Genomic DNA, 16,797 nt, shown 5'->3' with positions numbered 1-16,797 from the left:
GCGCTATGATCTGGTCTTGGAGTCGTGCCACGCCGGAAGCTCCAAGGCATGCTCTTTGAGCATGGCTTGGATGCACGCGCACGCGTGGTCTCTCTCCGCCTGCGCGCATTGATCCAGAATCTCTCCAGCGAGCATTTCGAACTGCGGCCAGAACTGCGCCGGGTGGCGCACCTGCGCCACCCAGTGGACCAGCATCTCGCCCAGCGCATCAAGCTGCACCTGTATTTCGGGGCGCACGTTCATCCCGGCGGCGCCCCCAGGTCAAGCGCGACACGGTAGTAATGACCGTCGTCGCGGAGCTGGACGGTGAGGTCCGGCTGCAGGACGTCATCCACATGCAGCGTCGGCTGGCCCTGCGCAGTGCGGGTCACGACGAACTCGTACAGGCTGCGCCCGAAGCGGTAGCTCAGTTCGAAGGACGGCCAGTGATCGGGCAGGCACGGTTCAAGCGACAGACGATCACCGTCACGACGGATGCCGAGCAGGGATTCGACCAGCAGGCGATACATCCAGCCGGCCGAACCGGTGTACCAGGTCCAGCCACCGCGCCCGACGTGCGGCGATACGGCGTATACATCGGCTGCCAGCACATAGGGTTCGACGCGGTAGGTCTGCACTGCCTCCGGGTCGAGCGTGTGGTTGAGCGGGTTGATCATGTCGGCCAGCTCCCAGGCACGCACCGCATCGCCCTGCTGTGCGAATGCCATGGCCGCCCACACTGCCGCGTGGGTGTACTGGCCGCCATTCTCGCGGACGCCCGGTACGTAACCACGAATGTAACCGGGGTCTTCCTTCGTCTTGTCGAAGGGCGGATCGAGGAGCTGGATCAGCTTGGCGTCCTTTCGCACCAGATGCGTGTAGAGCGAATCCAGTGCTTCCTGGGCACGCTCCGGCGCGGCAACGCCTGACAGCACCGACCAGCTCTGGGAGATCGAATCGATGCGGCATTCCTGGCTTTGCGACGAGCCCAACGGGGTGCCGTTGTCGAACCAGGCGCGGCGGTACCATGCCCCGTCCCAGGCGTGCTGTTCCAGGTTCTGACGCAGGCGCTCGGCCTGCTCCTGGCACCACTGGGCGCGGGCTTCGTCGCCCCGCGCGTTGGCCAGCACGATGAAGCGGCGAAGCGTGTCGTGGAGGAAGAATCCGAGCCACACACTCTCACCGCGCTGCTGGTCGCCGACGCGGTTCATGCCGTCATTCCAATCGCCGGTCCCCATCAACGGGAGACCGCGCTCGCCGAGCAACCGGCAACCGCGCTCCAGCGCGAGGACGCAGTGCGCATACAGCGTGCCGCGCTGCGTCGAAGGCGTGGGCATGTCGTAATACCCTTCCTCTTCCGGTGTCACCGCGCGTCCTTCGATGAAGCCGACCACTTCGTCCAGCACGCTGGCGTCGCCGGTGACCTCCAGGTAACGGCACGCGCCCTGGGGCAGCCACAGATAATCATCCGAGCAGCGGGTGCGCACGCCGCGACCCTGAGGAGGATGCCACCAGTGCATCACATCGCCTTCGGCGAACTGGTGGGCAGCGCAGAGCAGCAGGTGATCGCGGGTCAGGTCCGGGCGAGCGTGCACGAGGGCGAGTGCGTCCTGCAGCTGGTCGCGGAAGCCGAAGGCTCCGCCTGACTGATAGTAGCCACTGCGCGCCAGGTAGCGGCAGCCGAGGGTCTGGTAGACCAGCCAGCCATTGGCCAGCGCGTCCAGCGCCGGGTCCGGCGTGCGTACCTGCACCGTGGCCAGCACATTGCGCCAGTGGATACGCACCGCGTCCAGCGCATCGATGGCCTCATGAGCACCCTGGCGGCTTCGTGCCAACGCGAGTGTTTCGTCGCGGTCGCGCCCCGCGCCAAGGCGGAACGTCGTTTCACTGCGGTCGCCCGGCGCCAGCACCAGAGGCACCTGGATCGCCGCGCAGGGATCCAGGCCCGTACCCAAGCGTCCATCCAGACGTTCGCGACGCAACGCCGCGGGTGCATGCAGGCCACCATTGCGGCCGATGAACTCCAGGCGATCACAGGTCCAGCCGCAGCCCTCGGCATCGGTGTCGAAGAAGGCCATCCGGCCGCCGAACTCGGTGCTGTAGCTGTTGCGCGCGAGCAGCGCCCCGGTCTGCGGGTCGCGTTCCGTGACGACGTGCATGCGCGACTTGGTGCGCAGGTCGCCCATGACCCATTCAACGTAGCCGATGGCCGACAGCCGCCGTGGCCTGCCCGAGAGGTTGTGCAAGCGCAGGACCGAGAACTTCAGCGGTGCGGTGACATCGACGAAGATCCACAACTCGCTGGCGATGCCGTCTTCGATATGCTCGTAGACCGTATAGCCGAAGCCGTGGCGGGTACGGTACGCACCGGTGCCCCTGCACGGCAGCGGCATCGGCGACCAGACACGGCCGGTGTCCTCGTCGCGCACGTAGAACGCCTCGCCGCCGGTGTCGGACACCGGATCATTGAGCCAGGGCGTCAAGCGGAATTCGTGTGCGTTCTCGAACCAGGTGTAGCCCGGTGCACTCTCACTGACGACCGTACCCAGGCGGGCATTCGCGATCACGTTGGCCCACGGCGCCGGGGTCGGGGCGCCTTCGCGCACCACCACGACGTACTCGCGGCCGTCCTCGCTGAAGCTGCCGGTGCCGTTGTCGAATCGGCCCGCGCCGCGGTACGGAAGGAACGGCCACGGGTCGTCCACCTCTTCGTCATGCTCGGCGCCCGGGGGCAGTCCGGGTTCGGGGCCCGGGTCGGCGACGACGGGCAGCCCGGGCGTCTCTTCCATCGCCAGGGCCAGCTCCTGCTGCTCCGCCTGCGGCACCAGGGCCGGAATCCGGCGCACCGGCAGCGGCTGGCGTCCCACCTGCGCGGCCAGCGTGCCGTCTTCGTCGCTGATCACCACGCGTGCAACCGCCTGCAACAGAATGCGGTCCTCGTGGCTCATGTTCTGCACCGGCCGCACGAAAATGCCGCCCGGGCGATCGAGCAGGCCGGTCTCCGAACTGGCGGCCACCATCCCCAGGATCTGGTCCTGGAGTTCCTGCCGATAGCCGGCCTTGCTGTCGTTCCAGATGACGAGGTCGGTGTTGAGGCCCTTCTGGCGCCAGTACGCATGCGCCTGCACCAGTTGCCGGACCAGTTCCACGTTCTCCGCGTCGGTGACCTTGAGCAGGACGATCGGCAGGTCGCCGGAGATGGCATGGCCCCACAGGCCGGATTGTCCGCGCTGGTTCTGCTGGAGGACGGCGGCGCCCGCGCGCAGCAGCGGATTGGAATACAACACGTGGCTGGCCAGGCGCTCGTAAAGCGACGCCTCGGCCTGGCTGGCGTTGATCTGCCGGCGCACCACCTGGCTGTGCGTCCAGGCCAGGTCGAAGACACGGTCGGCCAGGCGGCGATCACGGTACTTGTCTACCAGGGCCTCGCAACCGGTGCGGTCGGCGCCGATGCCGTACACCATGTCCAGCTGCACCGTCTGCTCAGGCTCAAGCACCACGCGGACGCGGATCGCCACGATCGGGTCGAGCACCGAGCCGTCCGTGCCGGAGAGCTCGGTATCGGTGGTCAGGGCCTGCGGCGTCCGCGGCGTGTTGCCACGACCGAGGAAGCGTGCGCGGTCGGTTTCGTAGGAGATCGCCACCACCTCGGCATCATGCACCGCCACCAGGTGGAACATCCACGGTGGTACCTCGTCGTGCGAACGCGGCCGGCGCGTGCATAGCACGGCCTGCTTGGCCGACAGGATCTCGCTCTGCACGAACAGGTTGCTGAAGGCCGGATGCGCATCGTCGGATGCGGCGGGGGCGAGCACCACTTCGGCATAGGTGGTGATTTCCACCGTGCGCTGGCGACGGCTGCGGTTGGTCAGGCGCAGGCGCCTGAGCTCGATGTCGTCCTCGGCGGAGATGGCGACCTGCAGGTGGCTCTCGCAGCCGCGGCGGGCACCGCGGAACTCTGCCTTGGCGTCGGAGAAGATCGCCTCGTAATTGTCCACTGCCACGCAGGTGGGCTGGTAGGCGGCAGACCAGAACTCGCCGCTGTCCACGTCGCGCAGATAGCAGAACGAGCCCCAGGTATCGGTGGTGCCGTCCTCGCGCCACCGGGTGAGCGACAGGTCGCCATGGCGGCTGTAGCCGCCGCCGGCATGGGTCAGCATGCCGTGGTAGCGGCCGTTGGACAGCAGCTGCACTTCCGGGCGCGGGCCACCCGGATCGCGCAGGACGCGCAGGGAGGTCTCGTGCTCGGCCATGGCGGAGTGCTCGCCCAGGGATTCGACCTCATGGGGATGGAATACACCGATGCGCGGGATGCGTTCCTGCAGCAACAGCAGGGTGGCCTGGAACTCGACATCGGCAACGAAGCGGCGCTGCATCGGCTGGTCGCGCAACAGGTAATCCAGCGACAGCAGGCCCATGCCCTGGTGGTGGGCCATGAACGAACGCAACAGCACGTGATCCTGTCCCGGTGGTACGCGGGCGGGGGTGTAGTCGATCGCTTCGTACATGCCGAAGCGTCCGGAGAAGCCCAATCCTTCGAGCGCCTGGAGGTTCTGGCACGCCGCTTCCGGCGCGACCATCAACGCCATCATGCTGGCATAGGGCGCGATGACCCGATCCTGGCCCAGGCCGCGCTTGAGACCCAACCCAGGCACGCCGAACGCCCGGTACTGATAGTTCAGGCGGGCATCGACGGCGTTGTAGCCGGACTCGGATACGCCCCACGGCAGGTTCAGGGTACGGCCGTAGACGATCTGCGCCTCGACCGCATGGCGCGCGGTCTGGTCGAGCAGGGTGTCCGGATAGCTCGGCATCACCAGCTGCGGCATGAGGTACTCGAACATCGAGCCACTCCATGACAGCAGCGTCGGCGTGCCGTTGACCTCGGTGAGCATCCGGCCGAGCGCAAACCAGCTCTCCTGCGCCAACTGGCCCTGGGCGATGGCGACGAAGGCGCACAGCCGCGCTTCGGAGGCCAGCAGGTCGTAGAAGCTGTTGTCGAGGCGGTGGTCGTCGACGTTGTAACCGATCGAGAGCAGGTTGCGGGTACGGTAGAACAGGAACCCGTACTCCATCAGCGAGAACTGCCCGGCACGGTGCGCCAACGCGTGCAGTTGCTCGGTGCGCACGCGCGCGTCCGCACCCGCCGTACCCGGCAGGGCGGCCAGCTGGCGCAGGCTGGGCACCGGCGCCTCGCCGTCCACGGCGGCAGCGGCAGGGAGGTCGGCGAGTGCCGCCTGGGCGGCATGGCATTCGGCAGCGAACAACGCTGGCCAGTGCAGCTCACCTTCCTCGGGCGATTCCGGTGCCGGCCATTGCATCAGCACGGCATCGGCCAGACCGGCCAGCTCCTGCAACCGGGCGAGCAGCTGCGCCATCCCATGGGGGCGATCGGTACGCGTTGCCACCAGGCGCTGGCGAAGGTGGTTGAGCGCCTCGCCGAGTCGCGTGTCACCGGGGCGATGGCGCTGCCGTTCCTCTTCCAGCACGCCGAGCGTATCGGCCAGGCCGTCGAACGTGTGCGGCGCCAACACCGGCGCGTCGACCAGCGCGAGCAGGCCTTGGCGCAGCGTCAGCAGATGGCCAGCCAGGTTGCCGCTGTCCACGGTGGAGACGTAGCGCGGCGGAAGCGGTGCGAGGGTTTCGGTGTCGTACCAGTTCAGGAAGTGGCCGCGATGGCGCGGGAGCTGGTCCAGCGTATCGAAGGTGAGGGCGGTACGTTTGGCGACCGCGCCCTGCTGGAGATACCCGAAATCCCACGCGGACAGATTGGCCAGCAGGGACAGGCCGATGTTGGTCGGCGACGTGCGCCGCGCGACGACCAGCGTCGGATGCTCCTGGATGTTGTCCGGCGGCAACCAGTGATCCTGCTCGCGGACCCAGGCCTGGAAGAACGACCAGGTGCGCCGCGCCAGCCGGCCGAGGAAGGCCCGCTGGGTCACGGACAGTTCCGCCACGCTCGCAGCCGGCGGCCGGCCCAGCCACGCCATCAAGGCGGGCGCGAAGGTCCACGCCAGCAGCAAGGGCAGGGCGACAGGCAGCGCCTGCGGATGCACGCTGGCCACGACCGCCGCCAGCGCGAGCGCCAGCAGTGACGCCGGTGCCATCACACGCCACTCCGCGCCGCGGTCGCCGCCGAGGCGGCGCTCGACCTCGCTGGAGGGGTTCCATTGCAGCAGGTGACGGCGGGTGATGGCCATGCGCCAGAGCGTGCGCAGGATTGCACCACCGGCCAGCAACGCTTCGTAGGGAAGGCAGGCGATCTGGGTGGACGCGCGCAGCAACGACTGCAACGTACCGCGCCCGACCATGATGTAGTGGGCTTCCAGCGGCGTGTCTTCCGGAACGCTCAGCGCATCGCGCAGCATGCCGATCAGCGGCGGCGCGAACCACAGCGCCAGCACCCACGCCGTCCACGCGGCTGGGTTTCCGGCATACAGCCAGCCCGCCATCAACAGGGCCAGGGCCGCGATCGGCACCAGGCTTCGGCGCAGATTGTCCAGCAACTTCCCGCGCGACAGCAGACTGAGCCGGTTGCGTTCCCAGCCGGATCCCGGGCGCGGTGTCCACGGCAGCAGCCACGGCAGCAGCTGCCAGTCGCCGCGGATCCAGCGTGCACGGCGCTTGGCATCCGCCGCGTAGCGTTCGGGATAATCCTCGTACAGGCGCACGTCGCTGACCAGCCCCGCGCGCGCATAGCAGCCTTCCAGCAGGTCATGGCTGAGGATGCGGTTCTCGGGCAGGCGGCCCTCGAGCGCATGCTCGAAGGCTTCGACGTCATAGATGCCCTTGCCCACGAACGAGCCTTCGTCGAACAGGTCCTGGTAAACGTCCGAGACCATGCGCGTGTACGGATCGATACCCGGCTCGCTGCCGAACATCCGGGCAAAACGCGAGGTGCGGCGCCGGCCCAGGCTGGTGCCGACACTGGGCTGCAGGATGCCGTAGCCCTCGACCACGCGTTGCAGCGCCGGATCGAAGCGCGGGCGGTTGAGCGGGTGCGCCAGAGTGGCGACGAAGGCACGTGCCGCATCCCGCGGAAGTTGCGTGTCCGAATCCAGGGTGATCACGTAGCGGACGCCGATCAGGGCCGCCGCGTCACCAACGACGCGCATGAACGCGGCCGCATTGCCCTGGCGGAGCAGGGCATTCAGCGCGGCCAGCTTGCCGCGCTTGCGCTCGTGGCCCATCCACACGCCTTCGCCCGGGTTCCATTGCCTCGGGCGGTGCAGCAGGTAGAAGCGATCGCTGCGATCTGGCGCGTAACGACGGTTCAATTCCTCGATCCGCTCCACGGCATGCGCAAGCAGGGTGGCGTCCGTCGGCGTCTCGGCTGCCGCGGCATCGAGAAAGTCGGTCAGCAGCACGAAGCGCAGCTGGGGATCGCGGTTGGCCAGGAAGCGGACCTCCAGCGCTTCGGTCAGGACGTCGATGCCGTCGATGCTGGAGAGCATCGACGGGACCGCGACCACGGTGGCGCAGGCGGCAGGGATACCTTCGCTGAAATCGAGCTTGGGCAGCGGCCGGGGCGTGACCAGCACCGTCGCGGTCCAGTTCACCAGGACGATGCCCAGCTCGCTGAAGACCAGCAGCCCCAGCAGCGCGGCCAGCCAGACGGGCGCCGCGCCACTGCCGCTGGCCAGCAGGCCACCGGTGGCCAGCACCGCAAGCAGGATGATCGGCAGCAGGTACAGCGCCAGCGGCACGCGATGCGCCAGTCGCGGTGCCTTGCGGTGGCGAGGGGCTGCCTCGGCCACCGCGTCAATGGTGGCGTTCACGCCTTCGCCGACGAGCCAGTAGCCCACGTGCGTGCGCGGCCCCTCGAGCGGCGCAGCCCGTGCCAGGTCGAGCGCGATGGTCGCAACGCGTTCCTCCGCGACGCGGCTGCCGCGGGCAATCTTCTCCACCACATGGCGATAGGCGTCGCGGGTGCCGAAATCCATCTGCGCATAGACGCCCATGGGGTCGTCCCGCAGCCGCTGCTCGACCACGCTCATATCTTCGACAAACGTGCGCCAATCCATGGTGGAGAGGAAGCGCAGGCTGCCGATGCTGTTGCCGATCGAGACCTGATCGGCCGCCTGCTGCTGCCCCTCGGCGGCGACCAGTTCGTCGATGCGCTGCCCAGCCGCGGCCGCCCACTGTTCCAGCCAGGCGACGGGCATGGCCCATGCGCCGCCGCGCCCCTGCAGCGAGCGGGTGAGCTCGGCGATGAAGGCGCCGGTCAGAGGTGGCTCGGACCGTGCCATGTCAGCCACCACCAGGACCACATCGGTAGGGGTGTCGGAGGCAGCGCGATTGAGGTTGTCCGCCCATTGGGCGGCCAGGCCACGGTCTGTCCCGTCGCGCATCACCCGCGCCGCCATGCGCCGCAGATTCTCCAGCAGGGCCAGGCGCAGCATGATGGGCACGGCCCACAGTTCGCCCAGGCTCAGCGGCGCGAGCGACTGGTACGAGGCGATGAAGCGGCCCAGGGTGTCGGCGTCAATGCGGCCGTCGCCGTGCGCGATGGCCTGCATCGACAGCTCATACACGCGCGGCAATCCGGCCGAGGGGCCGCCGACAAGCGAAGGCAACTGCCGGCTGTAGCCGCGCGGCAGGTGGCGTCGCGCGGTCTGGATCTGTTCTTCGATCAGGTAGTAGTTGTCGAGCAGCCATTCCCCGGCCGGGGTTACCGGCCGCTGTTCGCGCACTACGTTGCTGAGCAGCGTGTTGGCGTCTTCCAGGACACGCTCGTTGGCCTGCAGGCGATCGAGCAGGCGCTCTGCGCCAGGTCGCATCCGCACCCGGTGCTGGCGCGCGAGTGCGCGGCCGTACACCTCCATCTGTTCAACGCTGTACAGCGCGGCACGCAGTGGGACCTCGGTGGCTTCGATGGCCGGGACCGAGGCCTGGCGCTCACGCCAACGCCAACGCACGAGCCGACGCAGGCGGAGCCAACGACCAAAAAGACGACGAAAGTGGGGCATGGGTTACCGAGGGGGGCAGGTCGCGGCCTTCATAGTTGCATTTGGGGTGCCGTGGTAGCTGTGAAGGTCGCGTGCGGCTGGCGGGGCCGGTCCCGCCGTCAAGCGTTGGCCGAAGTGCACTTGCTCTACACTGGGTTGAGCGGGTTCCCGCCGTCACGCCGATTCATCCCAGGGGATAAGCAAGATGCGTCTGAAGTCGATCGGGGCGGCACTGTCGCTCGCATGTCTGTGCGCCGCTTCCGCCAGTGCGGAGACCGTTGTACCTCTTACTTTCGCCGATCGCCTGGCGCAGGCAGGGTCGCCGCTGACCGTCCGGCCGGAGGGCTTCTCGGGCCCGGGCGCCGCCATTCTGTCGGACGCTGTGGACGCCAGCCGGTACGTCCTCATCGGCGAGAGCCATTTTTCGCGTGAGATCCCCGCCTTCACCACGAACGTCTGTCGATTGATGGCGCCCGGCGGTCTGACCGCCATGGCCGTCGAGACCGGGCCGGAGGCCGCCACTGCAGTCGACGCACGGATGAGAGCGCCGGATCGCGAACAGCAGATTGCCGACTTCATGACCACCTATCCCGACGCCATGGCGTTCCTCAACAGCCGCGCCGAAGGCCAGACGGTGGCCGAGTGCGCCGCTGTCGCCGGGCCGGACTTCACGTTGTGGGGGCTGGATCAGGAGTTTCTGGGGGTAAGCGGCTATCTGTTCGACCAGATGCTGGCGTCTGCCCCAGGGCCGCTCGCCCGTGCCCAGATCGAGGCCTTGGCCAAACAGGAGCGGACGGCCGTACAGGCTGCGCTCGCCTCCGGCTCACCGATGGACCTGTTTCTGTTGAAGGTCAGCGATGCGACGCTGGATCCGGCGGGGAAAGCCATCGACCAGGACGGCGGCGACCGGGCAAAGGCACTGTTCGCCGCCTTGCGCGAAACGCGCGCCATTTATCAGGCCTCGCAGTCTGGTCGTGGTGATCCGAACGGACGCAGGGCGCGGCTGATGAAGCGGACGCTCGCGGTCCATTTCGACGAGGTGCCGCAGGCGCGCGTGCTGATGAAGTTCGGCGCCTATCATCTCTACAAGGGCTACAACCCACTTGGCCAGCGCGACGTGGGTAACTTCGTCGCTGAACTTGCCGACGGAGAAGGCGTGAAGGCGTTGAATATGATCGTCGTTGGCGCGAAGGGCAGGGAGGCCGGATACAACGGGGTCGGTCGCCCGATGAAGGTGTACGACTTCGATGCGACAACCGGCAAGGACAGCGACTGGCGCAAGGATGTGATGTTGGCCCGCCCCTCGGGCATGGCACCGGGCGACTGGATGCTGGTGGATCTGCGCCGTTTGCGCAGCAAGGATATGGAAGACGTAACGCCTGAGTGGAGCGAGCTCATCCGCGGCTACGACCTCGCCGTTGTGGCGCCGGAACTGTCTCCGTCGACCAAGCTCGGGCCGCCGGACGCCCCGTAGCGGAAGGCGGATGAGCGCCATGAAGAAATATCTATCCTTTCGCACTGGGTTCGCGCGGCACCGCGGAAGAGCTGACGGGTTGGAGAATCGAACCCCAGGCGCAGCTGATCTGGCAGCGCCTGGACGTCGACGACCTGGTCGATGACATCGCGCGCGTGCGCTACAGCGATGGCGATTCCACGGTGGGCCGGTTGGGCATCCGGCTCAATCGCATCGGCAGTGGCCAGGGCCGCAACGGCGGCGCCCGGGCCAGCGATGCGTGGCTTCGCCTGAACGCGTGGCACGAGTTCAACGGATCGCCCAGGACAGAGTTCTCCAGCGCGACGGGGTATGTGCCTTTTACGGCCGACGTCGATTACACGTGGAGCTTCAACGGCGATGAGACATCCTGGAACAGCAAGGTGGGCATGTGTTGGAACTGGTGGCCTACCACCATGATCGTGTGAGGATGGCTTAAAGAAGCCCTCCCACTACGGCAGTTCCACCACCACTTTGCCCTTCGCCCGACCGCTCTCCACATGCGCCAGCGCACCCTGGGTATCCTGGAACGGAAATACCCGATCAATGACGGGGGCGATTGCGCCGGACTCGACGAGCGATGTGATGGTGCTCAGTTGCGCCCCATCAGCCCGCATGAAGACGAAGGAGTACGTCACCCCTTTCAGTTTGGCCTTCCTGCGGATGCCAAGGCTGAGCAGGCGCATGATCTGCTTGAGCGGCCAGGCCAGCCCGCGCGCAGCGGCAAAGCTGGGCGTGGGCGGCCCCGAGATGGAAATAAGATGGCCACCCGGCTTGAGGATCTGCAGCGATCGCTGCAGTTCATCCTTGCCCAGGCTGTTGAGCACCACATCGTAGTCCTGCAGTTCCGTAGCGAAATCCTGCTGCCTGTAATCAATGACCACGTCCGCGCCCAAGTCCTTCACCCAGGCCACGTTCGGCGTACTGGTGGTGGTGGCAACGAACGCGCCGAGGTGCTTGGCCAGCTGGATGGCCACGGTGCCGACGCCGCCGGAGCCCGCCTGGATGAACACCTTCTGCCCGGGTTTCAGCTGGGCGGTTTCGACCAGTGCCTGCCACGCGGTCAGCGTGACCAGCGGCAGCGAGGCCGCCTCCACCGTGGTGAGGTTGTTGGGTTTGAGTGCCACAGACGTGGACTTGACGGCGATGAACTCCGCGAACGTACCGATGCGGTCATCGTCGGGACGTGCGTACACCTCGTCGCCCGGCTTGAACTGGCGAACGCTGGCGCCGACGCGCTCCACCGTACCGGCCAGGTCGTTGCCCAGAATCAGCGGCAGTCGATACGGCAGGATCACCTTGAACTCGCCCCGCCGGATCTTCGTGTCCAGCGCGTTGACGCTGGCAGCATGCACCCGGATGAGCACATCGTCATCGCGCAGCGACGGCGTCGGCACGTCATCGATGCGCCCCGTTTCTTTCTTGCCATAGCGGTCGATGAGGAAGGCCTTCATGGGCGATAGCGCTCCGCAGCCTGCGCCTGCCGGACGTCCGAGAGCAGGCCCTGGCGCGATGCCTCCAGTGTGTCCCAGCGTGCGGCGACGTGCAGCGGCGGAATGGTCACGGTCTCGCGACGATCAAAGCCGACCAGGGCGGCATCCACCAGCTCGCCGACATCCATCACCTCCGACAATGTATTGATGTCGATGCCGGCACGCTCCCAGATCTCGGTGCGCGTGGTGGCAGGCAGCACGGCCTGCACGTAGACGCCCTTGGGCGACAGCTCCAGGCTGAGCCCCTGCGACAGGAACAGCACAAAGGCTTTGGTCGCACCGTAGACGGACATGCCGAACTCGGGTGCCAGACCCACCACCGAGCCGATGTTCACGATCGCGCCTTCGCCGGCGTCGGCCAGTCGCGGTGCAACGGCCGCGGCGAGGCGCGTCAGGGCGAGAGTATTCAGTGTCACCAGCTGATGGATGCTGTCGGCCGACTGCGCGGTGAAGCCGCCGGACTGGGCCATGCCCGCATTGTTGATCAGGATGCCGATGCGGGCGTCGTCGCGCAGGCGGGCTTCCACGTTGGCCAGATCGGTGTGCTGGGTGAGGTCGGCCGGCAGGACGTCGACGGCCACACCGGTGTCCTGGCGCAGGCGGGCGGCCAGTGTGTCCAGGCGCGCCTTGTCGCGCGCGACCAGCACCAGGTCGTGGCCGCGGCGTGCGAAGCGTTCGGCGTAAACGGTGCCGATGCCGCTGGAGGCGCCGGTGATGAGGACGGTGGGAAGCAGGCTCATGGTGTGTCTCGTGAAATGGGTGGACGAACGGGGGGCGCAATGCGCGGCTGTCGAACGGGTTACTGCGGCGTCGTGTCCGTCAATGTGGGGTAGTCGGTGTAACCCTCCGCGCCACCCCCGTACAACGTGGCGGGATTCAATGCGTTCAAGAGCGCGCCGGTCTTCAGGCGTTCCACCAGATCAGGATTGCTGATGAAGGCACGGCCAAACGCAACGAGGTCCGCCTTGCCTTCGGCGAGGTGTGCGTTGGCCAGCTCCAGGTCATAGCCGTTGTTGGCCAGATAGGTCCCCTTGAAACGACCGCGCAGCCCGTCGAAATCGAAGGGCGCGACGTCACGTGGGCCGCCCGTCGCACCTTCGACCACATGCAGGTAGACGATGCCGAGCGCGCTGAGCTGGTCGACGATGTAGTCGTACTGCGGCTGTGGGTCGCTGACCGTGGCAATGGCGTTGGCCGGCGAGACCGGCGAGATGCGCACGCCGGTACGATCCGCGCCGATCTCCTCGGCCACGGCGGCGGTTACCTCCAGCAGCATGCGCGCACGGTTCTCGATCGAGCCGCCGTAGGCATCGGTGCGCTGGTTGGCGCCGTCCTTGATGAACTGTTCGAGCAGGTAGCCGTTGGCACCGTGGATTTCCACGCCGTCAAAACCGGCGGCGATGGCATTGGCGGCAGCCTGGCGGAAGTCGTTGACGATGGCCGGCAGCTCGTCGATCTCCAATGCGCGGGGTTCGGACACTTCGACAAAGCCGTTGTGGACGAAGGTCTTGGTCTGCGCGCGAATGGCCGAGGCGGAAACCGGCGCGGCGTTACCCGGCTGGAGATCCACGTGCGAGATGCGGCCCACGTGCCACAACTGCACGAAGATGCGCCCGCCCCGGGCATGCACGGCATCGGTGACCTGACGCCAGCCGTCGATCTGGTCCTGCGAGTACAGCCCCGGCGTGTCCTGGTAGCCCTGGGCCTGGGCCGAGATCTGGGTGGCCTCTGTGATGATCAGGCCGGCCGAGGCGCGCTGGGCGTAGTAGGTGGCGGCCAATGGACTGGGTACCAGACCGGCGCCGGCGCGGTTGCGCGTCAGCGGCGCCATAACGACGCGGTTGGCCAGCGTTATCGGACCAAGGGGGTAGGGCTGGAAGAGTGTCGGGGTCGTCATGGGTGCGGAGGTTCTGATCGTTGGGAGGGATGTTGCGAAGGGGCCGAAGCCCCCTCTGGGACGGCGGGTGGCGCAATGATGATGACCATAATCTTAGATGTCAATAGTTTGATGATGCACATAATCTAAGTGTGGTAAAGTGCCCTACTTCCGCAGCACAGCGTTGCAGGGCATCGTTCATGAAGGTCACCAAGGCACAGGCGCAGGCCAACCGGGCGCACATCGTTGAAACCGCCTCCACGCTGTTCCGGGAGCGGGGATACGATGGCGTGGGCGTGGCAGACCTGATGGGGGCCGCGGGCTTCACGCACGGCGGCTTCTACAAGCACTTCGCCTCCAAGACCGACCTGATGGCTGAAGCTGCGACCTGTGGCTTCGAGGCATCCGCCGAGGCGTTGGCCGAGACCGACCTGCGTGCGTTCCTGACCTATTACCTGTCCCGTGAACACCGGGATGCGCCAGGGCAGGGCTGCACAATGGCGGCGCTGTGTACGGATGCCGCGCGTCAGCCGGCGTCGGTCAAGTCTGCGTTCGCAACCGGTATCGAAGCGCGGCTGGCAGCGGGAGCAGCTCCCGAGGGCCAGGTGGATCCCACTGCCGCCAAGCGCAGCCGTGCGCGGCGGATTGCCCTGATTGCGCAGGCGGTGGGCGCGGTGGTGTTGTCGCGGTCCTGCCCGGATGATGCGGCGCTGGCCGACGAGATTCTGGATGCCTGTCGGGACGACATACTGGCGCGGCTGCCGGATGCACCTGATCTAGCGGGCTGAGACACGCGCCAAGCGTCGTAGTCCTTTCCTGTCGATCACCTGCAGTCGTCCGTATCCCACGCTGAGCAGGTCCAGCCGTGCCCATCGGGCAAGCTGGCGGTTGAGGGTAGGGCGGGATACCCCGAGTTGTGACGCGAGGAGTTCCTGGGAAATCCTGGGTAGCGCAGTGGCGCCTTCGGGAGAGAGGGCCAGAACCCTGCGCGCCAGCCGCACCTCGAAGGACTGCAGGACATTGTCTTCAATCCAGGCCAACGCTTGACGATACCTGGCGCAGACAAGTTTCGTGATGGCCAGCAGCGCCTCCGGGTGCGTGGTGATCACAGCGTTGAATGCCGTTGCGGTCACCACCGCAATGCGACACTCGCCGTGTGCAATGGCAGTGAATGCCCGCGCTTTTGCGTCCAGCAGCGGCGCCTCACCGAACCATTGACCGGGTCCGAGCAGGGTCGCCAGCCGCTGGTCATGGTCCGAATCGGCCAGGCTGACCCCGACATGTCCGCTCAGCACGCCGAACATCGCGGCAGGATGTGACCCTTCGTCAAACAGCAGTTGCCCCTTCCGGTAGCGCCGGGAAACCGCTACGTCGGTGAGCAGGGCGCTGATGGCGCTGGGGAGCGTCCCGTCTGCAGCGGAGGAAGCCCCCTCCGGAAAAGTGTTCATTTTTTACAGTCTCGAGCCCCGGGCGCGCAGATTATCTACCGGATCGAGCACTGGAGCCGTATATGTACGTCGGACACTTCGCAATCGGGCTGGCCCTGAAGGCCCGCTTTCCCCGGATTCCCACGCTCCCCCTCCTGATGGGGGTCGGATTCCTGGACATTCTCGATGGCCTGTTCATCATCTTCGGCTGGAATCAGGTCACGCCCAACCTCAGCGCCGGGCCCTACCTGTTCTTCGATCTGACGTTCATCGACTGGGATCATTCCCTGGCCGCTGCGCTGCTGTGGTCCGCGGTATGGGCGGCGCTCTTCTTCCGTAACCGAACCGTCGCGGTCATGGCATTTGCCGCCTCGTTCTCCCATTTCCTTGCGGACTGGCCGATGCACAATGCCGACCTCGCGATCTACCCCTTCTCGACAACGCATCTTGGACTGGGCCTGTGGGGAAAGTTGGGGACGATGTCCTGGGTCATCGAAGGGCTGTTTGTGGCGGCTCTGACGGCCTATGCCTGGCGTGTTTGCGCAAAGCGCGGTGTGCATCTGCTGTGGCCGACGGTGGCGATGGCGATCGCGTTTCTCAACCTGTCGCCCTGGCTGTCACCCATGAAGCATGTTGCGACGTTGAATGAGCCGGCCGCGCATCTGCTGCACGGCGTGTTGGTTACGGCCGGCTTCCTGCTGCCTGGCGCGTTGCTGACTTGGCTCGTGAACCGCGCGGAAAAGCGCGCGGCGCCTGCGGGCATGACGCTTTGAAAAGCAGAGTGGCAACCTGGGGGAGGTGCCGTTGACGGACGGCCGCACGGCCTTCGGTGAACCCATACCCGATCGGTCACCGTTTGCCCGGTTCACTCCACGGCGCTACCCTTGGCCCATGTCCATTTCACCCTCCGCAGCGCTCGACGCCGGGCGCGGCCCCGCCGAGCACGATGTGCGCACGCAGATCATCGAGGCGGCCACCGCGCACTTCAGTCACTACGGCTACGACAAGACCACGGTGTCCGACCTGGCCAAGGCCATCGGTTTCTCCAAGGCCTACATCTACAAGTTCTTTGCCTCCAAACAAGCCATCGGGGAGGTCATCTGCGCCAATTGCCTCGGGCAGATCGAAAGCGAGGTGCATGCGGCCTTGAAGGGCGTTCAAGCGCCACCTGAAAGGCTTCGTGTTCTCTTCACCGTCATCGTGGAGGCCAGTCTTCGCCTGTTCCTCCAGGATCGCCGGCTCTATGAAATTGCCGTGGCGGCCGCGACGGATCACTGGCCCTCGACCCAGGCCTACCAAGGCCGCATCCGGCAGCTTGTCGAAGAGATCCTGGAAGCTGGACGCGTCTCCGGCGCATTTGAGAACTCAACGCCGCTGGAAGAGACCAGCCGCGCGGTGTACCAGGTGCTGGTGCCCTATCTGAACCCGGTGACGCTTCCCCACCTGTCGGTCTGGTATGAGGAAGTTCCCACCGCACTCCAGGACCTGGTGCTTCGGAGTCTGTCCTCGCTGCGCTAGTGACTATTGACGTAAATGGTCACTAGGAACAGAATGCGTCCGGATACCCCACTCCGGAAGTCTG

11 protein-coding genes are annotated in these 16,797 nt (G+C 66.5%); 5 read left to right on the top strand and 6 right to left on the bottom strand.

From position 1 onward, the window contains the following. Nucleotides 1–3: 3 nt before the first annotated feature. Together HH110_RS06855 and HH110_RS06850 are read right to left on the bottom strand one after the other, a co-directional pair. Nucleotides 4–243, bottom strand: coding sequence for a hypothetical protein (locus HH110_RS06855; RefSeq protein WP_176988967.1), 240 nt, complete (start codon nt 241–243; stop codon nt 4–6). Continuing rightward, nucleotides 240–8,948 carry a glycoside hydrolase family 94 protein gene (locus tag HH110_RS06850; RefSeq protein ID WP_176988966.1) on the bottom strand — a complete coding sequence of 2,903 codons (8,709 nt, stop codon included), beginning with the start codon at nt 8,946–8,948 and terminating at the stop codon, nt 240–242. The genes HH110_RS06855 and HH110_RS06850 overlap by 4 nt, the downstream gene beginning before the upstream one ends. A 184-nt stretch (nt 8,949–9,132) precedes the next feature. On the opposite strand from HH110_RS06850, the gene HH110_RS06845 reads away from it, so the two are divergent. Then, the gene (locus HH110_RS06845) at nt 9,133–10,401 is read left to right on the top strand and encodes a hypothetical protein (protein ID WP_176988965.1); all 1,269 of its coding nucleotides are present in this window, start codon (nt 9,133–9,135) and stop codon (nt 10,399–10,401) included. A 29-nt stretch (nt 10,402–10,430) separates the two neighbouring features. Continuing rightward, nucleotides 10,431–10,847: an autotransporter domain-containing protein gene (locus tag HH110_RS06840; RefSeq protein ID WP_176989149.1), complete on the top strand. Its 417-nt coding sequence runs from the start codon at nt 10,431–10,433 to the stop codon at nt 10,845–10,847. A 24-nt stretch (nt 10,848–10,871) separates the two neighbouring features. Here the strand turns inward: HH110_RS06840 and HH110_RS06835 are convergent, their stop codons facing one another. The 3 genes from HH110_RS06835 to HH110_RS06825 are packed head-to-tail and all read right to left on the bottom strand — an operon-like array spanning nt 10,872 to nt 13,809. Beyond that, entirely contained in the window at nt 10,872–11,873 is a 1,002-nt protein-coding gene (locus HH110_RS06835; RefSeq protein WP_176988964.1) for an NADP-dependent oxidoreductase, read from the bottom strand. Next, a complete protein-coding gene (locus HH110_RS06830) occupies nt 11,870–12,652 on the bottom strand; it encodes an SDR family oxidoreductase (RefSeq protein ID WP_176988963.1) in 783 nt (260 codons plus the stop codon). Before HH110_RS06830 ends, HH110_RS06835 begins: the two co-directional genes overlap by 4 nt. A gap of 59 nt (nt 12,653–12,711) precedes the next feature. Beyond that, entirely contained in the window at nt 12,712–13,809 is a 1,098-nt protein-coding gene (locus HH110_RS06825) for an alkene reductase (protein ID WP_176988962.1), read from the bottom strand. Between the two features lie 179 nt (nt 13,810–13,988). Here HH110_RS06825 and HH110_RS06820 point away from each other — a divergent pair, with 179 nt between their 5' ends. Next, the gene (locus HH110_RS06820; RefSeq protein ID WP_176988961.1) at nt 13,989–14,576 is read left to right on the top strand and encodes a TetR/AcrR family transcriptional regulator; all 588 of its coding nucleotides are present in this window, start codon (nt 13,989–13,991) and stop codon (nt 14,574–14,576) included. On the opposite strand, the gene HH110_RS06815 is transcribed toward HH110_RS06820, so the two are convergent. Beyond that, nucleotides 14,565–15,236, bottom strand: coding sequence for a Crp/Fnr family transcriptional regulator (locus tag HH110_RS06815; RefSeq protein WP_176988960.1), 672 nt, complete (start codon nt 15,234–15,236; stop codon nt 14,565–14,567). The genes HH110_RS06820 and HH110_RS06815 overlap by 12 nt on opposite strands. Nucleotides 15,237–15,298: 62 nt before the next feature. Here HH110_RS06815 and HH110_RS06810 point away from each other — a divergent pair, with 62 nt between their 5' ends. Together HH110_RS06810 and HH110_RS06805 are read left to right on the top strand one after the other, a co-directional pair. Then, entirely contained in the window at nt 15,299–15,988 is a 690-nt protein-coding gene (locus HH110_RS06810) for a hypothetical protein (RefSeq protein WP_176988959.1), read from the top strand. Nucleotides 15,989–16,106: 118 nt separating this feature from the next. Continuing rightward, on the top strand, nt 16,107–16,733 hold the full coding sequence (locus tag HH110_RS06805; protein ID WP_176988958.1) for a TetR/AcrR family transcriptional regulator: 627 nt from the start codon (nt 16,107–16,109) through the stop codon (nt 16,731–16,733). Nucleotides 16,734–16,797 lie beyond the last annotated feature (64 nt).

This window comes from Stenotrophomonas sp. SAM-B (assembly GCF_013387485.1).
In the GTDB taxonomy this organism is placed as follows: Bacteria; Pseudomonadota; Gammaproteobacteria; order Xanthomonadales; family Xanthomonadaceae; genus Stenotrophomonas; species Stenotrophomonas maltophilia_AA.
The sequence above is the reverse complement of the archived record's forward strand: the minus strand, read 5'-3'. Positions and strand labels throughout refer to the sequence as shown.

What these genes read in the sequence shown, in the direction of transcription:
- HH110_RS06855 (WP_176988967.1), bottom strand. Translation starts at nt 243, where the DNA reads ATGAACGTGCGCCCCGAAATACAGGTGCAGCTTGATGCGCTGGGCGAG.
- HH110_RS06850 (WP_176988966.1), bottom strand. Translation starts at nt 8,948, where the DNA reads ATGCCCCACTTTCGTCGTCTTTTTGGTCGTTGGCTCCGCCTGCGTCGG.
- HH110_RS06845 (WP_176988965.1), top strand. Translation starts at nt 9,133, where the DNA reads ATGCGTCTGAAGTCGATCGGGGCGGCACTGTCGCTCGCATGTCTGTGC.
- HH110_RS06835 (WP_176988964.1), bottom strand. Translation starts at nt 11,873, where the DNA reads ATGAAGGCCTTCCTCATCGACCGCTATGGCAAGAAAGAAACGGGGCGC.
- HH110_RS06830 (WP_176988963.1), bottom strand. Translation starts at nt 12,652, where the DNA reads ATGAGCCTGCTTCCCACCGTCCTCATCACCGGCGCCTCCAGCGGCATC.
- HH110_RS06825 (WP_176988962.1), bottom strand. Translation starts at nt 13,809, where the DNA reads ATGACGACCCCGACACTCTTCCAGCCCTACCCCCTTGGTCCGATAACG.
- HH110_RS06820 (WP_176988961.1), top strand. Translation starts at nt 13,989, where the DNA reads ATGAAGGTCACCAAGGCACAGGCGCAGGCCAACCGGGCGCACATCGTT.
- HH110_RS06815 (WP_176988960.1), bottom strand. Translation starts at nt 15,236, where the DNA reads ATGAACACTTTTCCGGAGGGGGCTTCCTCCGCTGCAGACGGGACGCTC.
- HH110_RS06810 (WP_176988959.1), top strand. Translation starts at nt 15,299, where the DNA reads ATGTACGTCGGACACTTCGCAATCGGGCTGGCCCTGAAGGCCCGCTTT.
- HH110_RS06805 (WP_176988958.1), top strand. Translation starts at nt 16,107, where the DNA reads ATGTCCATTTCACCCTCCGCAGCGCTCGACGCCGGGCGCGGCCCCGCC.